This window comes from Chitinophaga lutea (assembly GCF_003813775.1).
GTDB lineage: Bacteria > Bacteroidota > Bacteroidia > Chitinophagales > Chitinophagaceae > Chitinophaga > Chitinophaga lutea.
Window position 1 is genome coordinate 846554 of sequence record NZ_RPDH01000003.1, and the last position, 12640, is coordinate 859193.

Annotated in this window: 9 protein-coding genes; 3 read left to right on the plus strand and 6 right to left on the minus strand. The window is 55.9% G+C overall.

The window, feature by feature from the left end; all coding sequences use genetic code 11:
• Nucleotides 1-103: 103 nt before the first annotated feature.
• From EGT74_RS26570 to EGT74_RS26580, 3 genes are all read left to right on the plus strand, one after another.
• A complete protein-coding gene (locus tag EGT74_RS26570; RefSeq protein ID WP_123849637.1) occupies nt 104-529 on the plus strand; it encodes a hypothetical protein in 426 nt (141 codons plus the stop codon).
• Nucleotides 530-654: 125 nt separating this feature from the next.
• Nucleotides 655-1770, plus strand: coding sequence for an efflux RND transporter periplasmic adaptor subunit (locus EGT74_RS26575; RefSeq protein WP_123849638.1), 1116 nt, complete (start codon nt 655-657; stop codon nt 1768-1770).
• A gap of 41 nt (nt 1771-1811) precedes the next feature.
• Nucleotides 1812-6368, plus strand: coding sequence for an efflux RND transporter permease subunit (locus EGT74_RS26580; protein WP_123849639.1), 4557 nt, complete (start codon nt 1812-1814; stop codon nt 6366-6368).
• 121 nt (nt 6369-6489) lie between these two features.
• Here the strand turns inward: EGT74_RS26580 and EGT74_RS26585 are convergent, their stop codons facing one another.
• The 6 genes from EGT74_RS26585 to EGT74_RS26610 all read right to left on the minus strand — a co-directional run bounded on the left by EGT74_RS26585 (nt 6490) and on the right by EGT74_RS26610 (nt 12633).
• Complete coding sequence (locus EGT74_RS26585; RefSeq protein WP_123849640.1) at nt 6490-6738, minus strand: PD-(D/E)XK nuclease family protein; 249 nt, start codon at nt 6736-6738, stop codon at nt 6490-6492.
• A 157-nt stretch (nt 6739-6895) separates the two neighbouring features.
• Entirely contained in the window at nt 6896-8143 is a 1248-nt protein-coding gene (locus EGT74_RS26590) for a sensor histidine kinase (RefSeq protein WP_246008314.1), read from the minus strand.
• Entirely contained in the window at nt 8124-9497 is a 1374-nt protein-coding gene (locus EGT74_RS26595) for a sigma-54-dependent transcriptional regulator (protein ID WP_123849641.1), read from the minus strand. The genes EGT74_RS26590 and EGT74_RS26595 overlap by 20 nt, the downstream gene beginning before the upstream one ends.
• A gap of 21 nt (nt 9498-9518) precedes the next feature.
• Nucleotides 9519-10697 (minus strand): ABC transporter permease, encoded by a 1179-nt coding sequence (locus tag EGT74_RS26600; protein ID WP_123849642.1) that lies wholly within the window; start codon nt 10695-10697, stop codon nt 9519-9521.
• Between the two features lie 11 nt (nt 10698-10708).
• Nucleotides 10709-11950, minus strand: a complete 1242-nt coding sequence (locus EGT74_RS26605; RefSeq protein ID WP_123849643.1) for an ABC transporter permease — start codon at nt 11948-11950, stop codon at nt 10709-10711.
• 17 nt (nt 11951-11967) lie between these two features.
• Entirely contained in the window at nt 11968-12633 is a 666-nt protein-coding gene (locus tag EGT74_RS26610) for an ABC transporter ATP-binding protein (RefSeq protein ID WP_123849644.1), read from the minus strand.
• Nucleotides 12634-12640: the final 7 nt, after the last annotated feature.

Here is a 12640-nt window from a genome sequence, read left to right on the forward strand (position 1 = left end):
TGATTTAATAAAATGTTAAAAACTACCGCTCGTCATTTTCCTGTTTTTATTTCTACGTTGGTTCTTATAGCTTTGCATCGGATCTAATTTTTCGCTAACTGACATGACAACAGGCAGGCTCATCTTACAAAAGGTGCTGTTCTTATTTTTCTTCATCTGTGTGCAGCACGCAACCGGCTTTATACCGGGGCTTTCTGCGTCGATGGAAGCGAAGGCCTGTATGAAGCGCAGCCAGGTCGCGCCGTTGCTGCTCGATCTGCAGGATGCATTCCACCTGCCTCCCCAACTGCTCCCCGCGGGTACGGAGGACGATCAGGCCAGCATCCGCAACGCACAAAGCCGCCGCAGGCTCCGCTTTTACCAGACCGCTTCCAGCCAGCAGTTCAATTTCGCTGCCAGGGCCGTACATTTCCAGTACGATCATTCCCATGCGCTCATTGCACAGGAAAACAAAGCCGGTGTGTACCAGCACCAGGACGCATTTCTACCGGCTTATTACACCTTCCTCTTCCGGTATACCCTGTTTTGAGCTGACCTCTTTCCACCCGTTTCCATCCTTCCCAAACATGTACTGTACCGGCATTGACCGGTGCTGATAATTATTCTATTACACCTTTGCGGCCCAACCCGGCCGCACAAAATACTATTGTGCTCATGCGTCATTTAACCGCGCTTACGATATTAGGATTGACCGCCACCCTCGGCGGCTGTGTTACAAAAGGGGGCTCAGTGAATAGTGAAAACGATGTGCAATCATTCCCGGTGGTGCAGCTGACCGTTACAGACACGGTGCTGCACCATCACTATGTGGCAGACATACAGGCCGTACGGAACGTGGAAGTGCGCGCCCGCATCAACGGTTTCCTGAATAAAATTTATGTAGACGAGGGACAGCGTGTTACAAAAGGGCAGCTCCTCTTTAGCCTCAACGATGAAGAACTGCAGGCCGGCCTCGCCCGCGCCAAAGCTGCTCTCAGCAGCGCCATTGCCGAAGCCAAGGCCGCGCAGCTGGAGGTAGACCGCGTGAAACTGCTCACCGATAAAAAAGTACTGGCCAAAACGGAACTGGAAGTGGCGGAGGCCCGCCTCGCCGCATTCAACGCGAGAATAGAGGAAGCCCGTTCCGAAATCAGCAATGCTTCCACGCAATTATCATACACCAGCATCCGCGCGCCGTTTGATGGGGTGATGGACCGCATCCCCCTCAAAACGGGCAGCTACGTAACGGAAGGCAGCCTGCTCACCACCGTCAGCGATATCGCTGAAATGTACGCCTACTTCAACGTATCGGAAACCGAATACCTGGAATATTCCCGGAGCAAGGCGTCCAATAACGACCGCGCGGTGCAGCTCACCCTGGCCGACGGCAGCCCGTATGCCTATGCCGGCAAAATAGAAACGGTGGAAAGCGAGTTCGAGGAAAACACGGGCTCCATCGCTTTCCGGGCAAAGTTCCCCAACCCGAAGCAGCTCCTCAGGCATGGCGCAAGCGGCAAGGTGGTGCTCACCAACCACCTCGAAAACGCGTTGCTGCTGCCGCAGAAGGCCGTGTTCGAGATGCAGGACAAAAACTATGTGTATATACTGGATTCAGCCAATCATGTTAAAATGAAAAGTTTCGAGCCACAGGCCCGCATTCAGCACTCCTACATCGTACAGGGCGGGCTGAAGCCGGGCGAAAAGGTTGTGTACGAAGGCGTGCGCAACCTCCGCGAAGGCATGCGGATAAGGCCGCTGCTGGTAAAGGTGGACTCTGTAAAGGCCTTGTAGGCGGTGCGGAATTTTTCATTGTAAAACGAATCTGAAACAGTATGCTGGATACTTTTATCAGGCGGCCCGTGTTGTCGCTGGTGATCTCATTATTTATTGTATTGCTGGGCCTGCTGGCGCTTCTTGGCCTGCCGGTCACCCAGTTCCCTGATATCGTGCCGCCGTCTGTGACGGTAACGGCGAAATATACCGGCGCCAACGCCGAAGTGTGCGCCAACGCCGTGGCCATCCCGCTCGAAAGAGCCATCAACGGCGTACCGGGCATGACGTACATGACCTCCGTGTCGAGCAACAACGGCACTACGCTCATTACCGTCTTCTTCAAAGTAGGCACGGATCCCGACCAGGCTGCCGTGAACGTGCAGAACCGCGTGTCCACCATCATCGACGAATTGCCGGAAGAGGTGATCAAGGCCGGGGTGACTACCGAAAAGGAAGTGAACAGCATGCTCCTGTACCTCAACATCATGAGCGAGGACCCGGGGCTCGACGAAAACTTCATCTACAACTTCGCGGACATCAATGTGCTGAAAGAACTGAAAAGGATTGACGGCGTTGGTTTTGCCGAGATCATGGGTGCGAAGGAATACGCCATGCGCGTTTGGCTGCAGCCCGACCGGATGCTGGCCTACAACGTATCGGCGGATGAAGTGGTGCAGGCTATCCGCAAACAGAATATCGAGGCGGCGCCCGGCAAAACCGGCGAAAGCTCCGATAAGTCACCGCAGATGCTGCAATACGTGCTGCGGTACACCGGCAAGTTTTTTAAACCGGAAGAGTATGCGGACATCATCATCCGTGCGGACGAAAGCGGCTCCGTTCTTCGCCTGAAAGACATTGCGGATGTGGAGTTCGGCGCACTCACCTACGGTATGGTGTCGAAAACCGACGGCAAACCCTCGGCCTCCATCATGCTCAAACAGCGCCCCGGCTCCAACGCGCAGGAGGTAATCAAAAATGTGAAGCTCCGGATGGAAGAGTTGCAGCAAACTTCTTTCCCGCCGGGCATGACCTATAACTTCAACTACGACGTGTCGCGCTTCCTCAACGCGTCGATCAATAAAGTGGTGGTTACGCTGTTCGAGGCCTTTGTGCTGGTGTTCATCGTGGTGTTCCTGTTTTTGCAGGATTTCCGCTCCACGCTCATTCCCACGCTGGCCATTCCGGTGGCGCTCATCGGTACCTTTGCGTTTATGCAGCTGATGGGCTTTTCGCTGAACCTGTTGACGTTGTTCGCCCTGGTGCTGTCGATCGGTATTGTCGTAGATAACGCCATCGTCGTCGTGGAGGCGGTGCACGCCAAAATGATGGAAACCCATCTGCCCGCCATGCAGGCCACGCTGGCATCCATGAAAGAGATCAGCGGGGCGGTGGTGGCCATTACGCTGGTGATGTCGGCCGTATTTATCCCGGTGGCCTTTTTGTCCGGCCCCGTGGGGGTGTTCTACCGCCAGTTCTCGCTCACGCTCGCCTTTGCGATCATTATTTCGGGCATCAACGCCCTGACGTTGACACCGGCGTTGTGCGCGCTGATGCTGAAGCACGACCCGGGTGCGCAACTGCGCCGAAACCCGCTGCAGCGTTTCTTCAATACGTTTAACCGCGGGTATACCACCACAGAAAACGGCTACAAACGTTTTGTAGGCCGCATCGCCGGGCGCCGCATCCTCACGCTGGTGCTCCTTGTGGGTTTCTTTGCCCTCACCTGGGGCGCCTCGGCCATCCTGCCGGGCGGCTTCATCCCGATGGAAGACCAGGGCATGATCTACGTGAACGTGACCACCCCGAACGGGGCCACGGTGGAAAGAACGTCGGCCGTGCTCGATGATGTGCAGCAAACCGCCGACGGCATGGAGGCGGTGGAATCCGTGTCCACGCTCGCAGGTTTCAGTCTCGTGAACGATGTGGCCGGCGCATCTTACGGGATGGGCATGATCAATCTGAAGCCCTGGGATGAGCGTGAAAAGTCGGTCGACCAGCTGATCACCGAATTGCAGGAAAAAACGAAACATATCAAAGACGCCAGCATTGAATATTTCCCGCCGCCCACCGTACCCGGTTTCGGGAACGCGAGCGGTTTCGAGCTGCGTGTGCTCGACCGCACCGGGGCCGACGATCTGCAGCAAACCGCCGATGTAACGCGGGCGTTCATTGCCGCGCTCACCAAACGCCCCGAAATCGGCAGCGCTTTCACCAGCTTCGACCCCGAGTTCCCGCAATACATGATACATGTGGATCAGGCCATGGCGGCGAAAAAAGGCGTGAGCATCGACAATGCCATGAGCACCCTGCAAACGCTGCTGGGCAGCTTTTACGCCTCCAACTTCATCCGCTTCGGGCAGATGTATAAAGTGATGGTGCAGGCTTCACCCAACTTCCGCACGCAGCCGGAAGACGTGCTGAAGCTGCATGTAAAAAACGAGCAGGGAGAAATGGTGCCGTATTCCAACTTCATCAGGCTGGAAAGGGTATACGGCCCCGAACAGCTCACCCGTTACAATATGTACACCTCGGCCATGATCAATGGCGACGCCGCGCCCGGCTACAGCAGCGGCGAGGCCATTAAAGCCATCGAGGAAACGGCCGCCTCCGTGCTGCCGCGCGGCTTCAGTTTTGAATGGAGCGGCATGACGAGGGAACAGGTGCTCTCCGGCAACCAGGCCATATACATTTTCGGCATCTGCCTGCTGTTCGTGTACCTGTTGCTGGCCGCGCAGTATGAAAGTTTCCTCCTGCCTTTGCCGGTGTTGCTGTCATTGCCTGCAGGTATCTTCGGGGCGTTCATTTCCCTGAAAGTGGCCGGCCTCGAAAATAACATCTATGCACAGGTGGCGTTGGTGATGCTCATCGGCCTGCTCGGTAAAAACGCCATCCTGATCGTGGAGTTCGCCATTCAGCGGCAGAAACAGGGGCTGACGGTGCTGAAGGCCGCCATCGAAGGCGGGGTGAGCCGTTTAAGGCCCATCCTCATGACGTCGTTTGCATTTGTGGCCGGGCTTATCCCGTTATGTATCGCCACCGGCGCGGGCGCCATGGGTAACCGTTCCATCGGTATGGCCGCCGCGGGCGGTATGTTGATCGGCACCATCTTCGGGGTGATCGTGATCCCCGGGTTATATGTGTTGTTTGCCGTGATGAAAGTCAAAAAGAAGAAAATGAAAATAAAACCGGTGCATACCGTTGTACTGCTGGTGGCATTGACAACCGCCGGCTGCGGCATGCCGAAAGAATTGCAGCTGCCGGAGCAAACCCAATTACCCGCCGCGTTCGAAGGCCCCGCCGCGGACACCACGGCCGGCATCGGCGGCCTCCCGCGTAATACCTTTTTTGCCGACCCGCATTTACGGAACCTGCTCGACACCGCCATGCGCAATAACCGCGATGCGCTGGTGGCCCTGCAGCGCATGCAGGTCGCCAAAGCGCAGCTCACGATGGCCTCCAAAGCCTGGCTGCCTTCGCTCGACGCTGTGATCAGGGGAGGCGTGACCAAGTTCGGCGACTATACCATCGACGGGGTCGGCAACTACGACACGAACCTGTCGCCCAATATCAACAAAGACCAGCGCATTCCCGGCCCGGTGCCCGACTATTTCGCCGGCGTGCAAAGTTCCTGGGAAATCGACCTGTGGGGCCGGCTGAAGCATAAAAAGCGGGCCGCATATGCAAGGTACCTGGCGGGCCGCGAAGGGCTTCGGCTTGTGCACACCCAGCTGGCGGCGCAGGTAGCCGGCATGTATTATCAGCTCATGGCGCTCGATTACGAGTGGGAAGTGATCCGTCAGAACATCGCCCTCCAGGAAGCCGCCGTGGGTACGGTCAAAATCCAGCAGGAGGCCGGCCGCGCCAATTCGCTGGCGGTGCAGCAGTTCACGGCGCAGCTGCTCAATACCCGCAGTCTTGCTTATGGTGTGCAGCAGCAGCGGATACAACTGGAAAACCAGCTGAACACCCTGCTCGGCAGGCTCCCGCAGCCTGTTGCACGCGGCAGTTCGTTGCTCGACGCACCCCTCGCCACCGGTATCAAAACCGGCATCCCGGCCGCCATGCTGCAACGCAGGCCGGATGTGCAGCAGGCCATGCTGGGCCTGGAGGCGGCGAAAGCGGACGTAAAAGCGGCGAAAGCGGCTTTCCTGCCTTCGCTGAACCTCACCGCGGCGCTGGGTTACAATGCGTTCAAGGCGGAGCTGCTGTTTAACCCGGCGTCGATCGCATATAATATCCTGGGCGGTGTAACCGCGCCCGTTTTCAATAAAAAGCAATTAAAAGCGCAATACGGCATCGCGACGGCGGAAGGCGTCAGCGCCTTTTACGATTATCGGCAGGCCATCATTAACGGCTACCAGGAAGTGGTAACGTCGCTGCATCGCGTGGAGAACGCAGAGACCGCGTTTGCGCTCAAAGAAAAGGAAGTACTTGTGTTAAAAGAGGCCGTATCTACCGCCAGGGACCTGTTCGCCACCGGCTACGCGAATTACCTGGAAGTGATCAATACCCAGAAAAGTGTGCTGGAAGCCGAACTGGCACTGGCTCAATACAGGAAAGACGTTTTCCTGGGGACTATTGAGCTGTACAGGGCCCTCGGCGGGGGTACGGAGTAGGTTGAAAAAGGCCGGCTGATGATGGCCGGCCTTTACTTTTATTTCCGTTTCTTCAATTTCGTGACAATGGATGCCGCCCGCTGAGTTAAAGGGGACATCGCGCGAATCCGCCACATTGTTTTTATTGCGGCTTCATCTTGTTGATGATTTCCTGCCACACCAGGCGGGCAATCTGTTCCTGTTCCACCGTTTTTAAGGCAAACTTTTCAGACACCTTCCCGTTTTCGTTGAATTCGAGGGTTTGGGGAATATAGTCTTCCGACTCTTCCGCATCCACATAATAGGTGGTTTTCTGTTCTTCATGGTCCACGGCCACGTTGAAGCGGTAGGGCTTGTTCTCAATGTACACGGTGATGACGGTTGTTTCCATGACGCAATGTTTCCTTTCCTCCCGAAAATACCGTGCCGGGCGATGGGGTATATTGTATTTTAAATATTATTAATATCTTTGCGGCCACTGCGAACTTTTTCAGCAACAGTTGAATGAATGATCAACGGCCGTCCCGGGAATACACGGGGCGGTTTTTTTATGGGAATTGAATGGTAAAGCGGGTATCGCCGGGCGCTGCCGTTTCCAGCGAAAATACCCATCCGTGGCTGAGCAGCACTTCGCGCACTAAGGTAAGGCCGATGCCCTGTCCATTCGGTTTGGTGCTGTAAAAGGGAGAGAAGATATGTGCAGCCTCTCCGGCCGGAATGCCTTTGCCGGTGTCCGTGATCACCAGTTGCCGTTGGGTGGCGGTGATGTGGATGGTGCCTTTGCCGTCCATGGCTTCAATGCTGTTTTTCAGGATATTGATGAGCGCCTGTTCCAGTTGCAATTCGTCGGCCATGAGCATCAATTCCCCTTCCTGCGGCAGTTCCGCCACAAACCGCACCTCGTGTTCCGCCGCTTTGAGCTCCATCAGTTTTACGACGGACGAGAGCACCCTGCCGAGGTCCGTCGGTTTTTTCGAAGGAGCGGGCAGTTTTACCAGTTCGGCGAAATTGCGCATAAAGGTATTCAGGTGCTGATTGCGGTGAATGGCCACTTCCAGCGCTTCCGTATGCTGCACGTCGAGCGATGCGGGCGCCCTGAGCGTGGAGGCAATGATGGAGTTCACGGGGCCGATGGTGTTGTTCACTTCATGGGCCATCATCCGGATCACTTTTTCGTACACCTTTTTCTCCGCTTTCAGGATCTCCCCGGTAAGCTCTTCGATCATCACAAAATGCCGGGGAAAGCCGCGGTCGATGAAGTGCGACTTCTGCACTTTGTAAGCATCCACACCGGAAAAAGAGAGAATGCCGGACTCGCCGGATCGCAGGGCCCGCACCTGTTCGAGGAAACGGTCTTTTTTCAGCAGCTGTTCCGCCCTCGGGTTCACCTGCACCACCTGGTCGTCGAAGTCCATGATGATGATGCCGGTAGGAGAAGTCTGGATGAGTTTCTCCAGGAAAAAATGCTGCTGTTCCTGCAGGGTCCTTTCTTTCCGCAGTTCGTCCATCATCCGGTTGTATACATCGATCAGCTGGTCCATTTCCAGTGAACCGGTTTTCCGGAACTTCACGGAAAAGTCTTTATCCTGCATGGCTTCAATCCCCTGCATCAGCGTTTTGAGCGGCTGCAGCAGCTGTCCGTAGAGCCGCCATGCCACTACCAGGGAAAGGAGGATGACGACTTCCGAGAAAAAGAAAAGCGCCATGTTCTCCCGGAAAATGTAATAGGAAAGCATGAGCGCCAGCCCGTGCAGGATGCCCACAAACAGGATGTATTTAGTCCGCAGTTTCATCATAAGGAATGTTGTATTTCTCAAGGCGGCGGTACAATGCGCTACGGGTGAGGCCGAGGCTCACTGCGGCCTTGGCTATCCTGTGCTGGTGGAACTGCATGGCTTTCCGGATCATTTCCACTTCGAGCTCTTCCAGCGTCACCAGGCCTACGCCTGGCAGCTGCAGGCTGCCTTTTTTGACGGGCGACAGCTCCAGCTGGCGGCTGAAATCGTCCACGTCCAGCACATCGTTTTTGCTCACGAGAATGGTTCTTTCCACCAGGTTTTTCAGCTGCCGGATGTTGCCGGGCAGGGGCAGCTGCTGCAGCCATTTGATGGCGGCTTTTGTGACCGACAGGCCCGGCCGGTTGTAGATTTCACGAAGGTTACGGATGAAGCCGTTCACCAGCAGGGGAATGTCTTTGGGCCTTTCGCGCAGCGACGGCAACTGGATAGTGATGAGGTTGATGCGGTACAGCAGGTCTTCACGGAAAGTGCCGAGCGCCGCCATTTCGCCGAGCGGTTTGTTGGTGGCGCAGATCACGCGTACATCGGTGGTTTTGGTGCGGCTGCTGCCGAGTACTTCATATGTTTTATCCTGCAGCACCCGCAGCAGTTTCACCTGGCTGCCGGCATCCAGGTCGCCGATCTCGTCGAGGAAGATCGTGCCTTTGTTAGCCAGCTCGAAACGCCCCACCCGGTCGAAGCGGGCATCGGTGAACGCACCGCGCATATGCCCGAACATTTCGCTTTCGAACAGCGTGGTGGAAATACCGCCGAGATTCACTTTGATGAACGGCTTGTTGTGCCGCCGGCTGTTCTGGTGAATGGCCTCTGCAATGAGCTCCTTGCCGGTGCCGCTTTCGCCCATGATGAGCACGGGTGCGTCGGTATCGGCCACGCGGCCGATGGTTTCGAGGATGCGAAGCATCGCCGGGTCGTCGCCCAGAATATGATGGAACTGATAGGTTTCGTCGAGTTGGCGGCGGGAGAGGGGTTTGGTCTTTTTATCCTGCAGGTCCAGCAGCGTGCGGATGGATTGCAGCATATTGTCGTTGCTCCAGGGTTTGGTGATGAAGTCGTTCGCGCCGAGCTTCATGCCCTGCACGGCCAGCGCGATGCTTCCCCAGCCGGTGATGAGGATGACGGGGATGGAGGCATCGTGCCGCCGGATGCGCTGCAGCAGTTCCATGCCTTCCTGCCCGCTCGTGCCGAGGGAAAAATTCAGGTCGAGCAGAATGAGCGAAGGCCGCGTTTTTTCAAGGAAGGCCATCGCTTCATCCGGCAGCCGCACACCGGCGGCTTCGTGCCCTTCCTGCCGCAAAAGCAGGAGCAGGGAGGTTCTTACAGCTACATCATCGTCGATAATCAGGATCATACGAGGTAAAAATAGGATTAATTAATCTTCATGCAGCGCCACCGCCGGATAAATGTTGGCGGCCTGCCTGCCGGGATACAGGGCACAGAGCACCGCCAGCGCATAAATGAACAGCGCCGCCAGCACGATGGCGATGATGTAAACGCCCTTCGGCATAAAAAACACGTTCAGCAACGGGAACTGCACGGCGAAAATCAGCCCCGTCACTACCGAAATGCTGGTGAGCACCATCGTTTCGCTCACCACCTGCCTGGTGATGGCCCCGCCGGTGGCACCCATGGCCCGCCGGAGCCCGATCTCGGCCTTGCGTTTGCTGATAGTGTACCACAATACCCCGAACAGGCCCAGCGATACGTTGATGATCAGAAATCCCGCAATTACGCCGAATATGATCAGCGGAATGAGCGTGATGCTGTTTTTTACGACGCGTTTTTCGGTGAGGTGCTCGATTTCCACGTTGGCATCCTGCATGATACCGGCCACCTGTTTGTACAACCGGCTCTCAAAACCGGCGTCGGCGCCGGGTTTTACTTTGATCAGCATGCGGCTCAGCCAGGCGTAGGAACCTTTGCCCGTGCGCTGGTAAATGGCGGGCCGCACGGACTTGTAATCGCCTTTGTCTTTCATGTTCTGCACCACCCCGGTAATGCGCACTTCGCGATCGCCTACCTTCATCACTTTCCCTATTGCGTCCTCCCCCGGGAAAAACTCTTCTTTCAGGGCCTGGTTGATCACGACCGGAGCGAGCTTGGCGCCATCGTCTTCCCGGCCGAACCAGCGGCCGCTGAGCAGTACGGGCTGCAGCACGCGGGGATAGTCGTCATCGCCGGAATAATGGTCGGTCATCACGTTTTGCTTGCCGCTGCTGATAGTGGAACTGTTCTCCGACATACTGAACGGACTATTATTGCTGACATACGAAACGGCCGCTACTTCCGGCGCATTGCCGATGGCCTGTTTCAGCGTTTCGTAAAACAGGTTGAGAGAATCTTCGGACATGTCGCTACGGTCTTTGCTGTAGTAGCTCAGTGCCCATACATCGTCGTAGGTAAAGCCCATCGGGCGCCGGTAGTTCTGGTAATTGTACACGGCCAGCGTGAACACGGCGAACATGATGAGGAAAGAAAAAAATATTTCCGTCATCAGCAGGAAGTTCTGCTTCTTTTTATTCCATATGAGTTTGAAGAGATGTTTCAGCATGGGATGTTGTTTTAATTGGCTTTTAAGGCGGTGACAACCTGCATGCGGCTCATGCGCCAGGCGGGAAATACGCCGGACAGCAGGCCGAATACGATACAGGCAAGCACGCTGGCCCCCAGCACGGTGAAGTTGATGCCGAGATGGGCGTTCGGGATAAGCCTGCTGCCGTTCACGATCGACAGTACGGCCCAGCTGAGCAGTACCCCGATGATCCCGCCCAGGAAGGTGAGGATGAGGTTTTCGACGATGAACTGGATGGCCAGCGTACCGGACGAAGCGCCGAATGCCTTGCGCACGCCGATCTCGGAAGAACGTTCCATGATGCGGCTGGTGTTGATGTTTACGAGATTGATGGTGGGCAGCAGCATAAAGAGGAATACAAAAATACTCACGTACACGATCAGGCGCCGTACGGCTGCGGCGCTGCTGCCCCCGCCGTTGAAAATACGGGTGAAGCTGGCGACGTAAGAATCCACGGAGCCCTTGATCTCGTCGTACTGCGCACTGTCGAGCGGCACTTTCTGGATCATCGCTGCAAATTCTGACTGGATGGCGGGCAGATCTTTTTCAGAACGGGCCAGCAGGATGGCGGTGAAGTTGCTGTTGTACGATTTGTTGGCCATTTCGGTTTTCGAAAGGGTGTACGGCAGATACATGTCTGCATAGGAATAGAGCATGGTTTTCGGCACATTGTCCACCACCCCGATCACCCTGAACTGCTCGTTGTTGGTGTTGATGTAGCGGCCCACTACGGTGGGCGCGTCACCGAAATAATTTTCCTTCGTTTCTCTGGAAATAACCGCTACACGGCTGCCCGCGTCCAAATCCTGCATGGAATAGGGTTTCCCTTCAAGGAAGTCGTATTCCTGCACTTCCCAGTAGGCGGTGTTGGTGTATTTGACGTTGATCACCAGTTTGCGGTTGTTCACATAAGTGTTGGTGGGCCCGAAGATGGACGATATGGCTACCTTCTCCGGCGTTTTCAGCGTGGCTACGAATTTGTTCATAAAATACAAGCTCGGCGGCCCCTGGTTGTGGCTTTGTTTTTTCCGGTGGTTCAGTTCGATGGAGTTGAGATACAAGGAACGGCTGCGCTGATGGTCCGGGTAGGCCGGGCTTACCAGGTGGTCGTAAAATGCCGTGAGCACGATCAGGATGGCCAGCGTAAAACTGATGCCGAACAGGCTGATGAAAGTGAAGAATTTCCTCCTTCGCAGCACCGCGATGGCTATTTTAAAATAGTTTTTAAGCATAAGGAACTTTTAAAGGGTTATTGTACCTGTGCGCCGTCGAAAAGCCGCACGAGGCGGTGCGTTTTGCGGGCCATCTGCTCATCGTGCGTCACCATTACGATGGTGGTGCCTTCGGTACGGTTGAGGTGCAGCAGTATTTCCATCACTTCGTTGCCCATGCCGCTGTCGAGGTTGCCGGTGGGCTCATCCGCGAGGATGATCTGCGGTTTGCCCACGATGGCCCGCGCAATGGCCACACGCTGCTTCTGCCCGCCGGAAAGCTGCGTGGGGAAGTGTTTGATGCGGTTGCTGAGGCCCACCTTACCGAGCGCGGCGCTGGCCAGCTCCTTTCTTTCCCGGGCGGTAGACTTGCGGTAGAGCAGGGGCAGCTCCACGTTGTCGAGCACCTGGAGGTCGGAAATGAGATGATAACTCTGGAAAATAAACCCGATCTGCCGGTTCCGGAACTGCGCGAGTTTTTTATCCGACAATTGCGACGTGCTGTTCTCCGCAATCCGGATGTCGCCGCGGGTTGGCGCGTCGAGCAGGCCCATGATATTGAGCAGCGTGCTTTTGCCGCAGCCGGAGGGCCCCATGATCGACAAAAATTCGCCTTTGGCCACGTTGAGGCTGATGTTGTTCAGCGCCTGGGTTTCTATCGTGTCGGTACGATATACCTTTTCTATGTTTTGTAAGCGGATCATATGGTGA

Bases quoted from the DNA above. Each gene is read 5' to 3' on its own strand.
- EGT74_RS26605 (WP_123849643.1), bottom strand. From the start codon at position 11,950: ATGCTTAAAAACTATTTTAAAATAGCCATCGCGGTGCTGCGAAGGAGG.
- EGT74_RS26580 (WP_123849639.1), top strand. From the start codon at position 1,812: ATGCTGGATACTTTTATCAGGCGGCCCGTGTTGTCGCTGGTGATCTCA.
- EGT74_RS26610 (WP_123849644.1), bottom strand. From the start codon at position 12,633: ATGATCCGCTTACAAAACATAGAAAAGGTATATCGTACCGACACGATA.
- EGT74_RS26585 (WP_123849640.1), bottom strand. From the start codon at position 6,738: ATGGAAACAACCGTCATCACCGTGTACATTGAGAACAAGCCCTACCGC.
- EGT74_RS26590 (WP_246008314.1), bottom strand. From the start codon at position 8,143: ATGATGAAACTGCGGACTAAATACATCCTGTTTGTGGGCATCCTGCAC.
- EGT74_RS26600 (WP_123849642.1), bottom strand. From the start codon at position 10,697: ATGCTGAAACATCTCTTCAAACTCATATGGAATAAAAAGAAGCAGAAC.
- EGT74_RS26575 (WP_123849638.1), top strand. From the start codon at position 655: ATGCGTCATTTAACCGCGCTTACGATATTAGGATTGACCGCCACCCTC.
- EGT74_RS26570 (WP_123849637.1), top strand. From the start codon at position 104: ATGACAACAGGCAGGCTCATCTTACAAAAGGTGCTGTTCTTATTTTTC.
- EGT74_RS26595 (WP_123849641.1), bottom strand. From the start codon at position 9,497: ATGATCCTGATTATCGACGATGATGTAGCTGTAAGAACCTCCCTGCTC.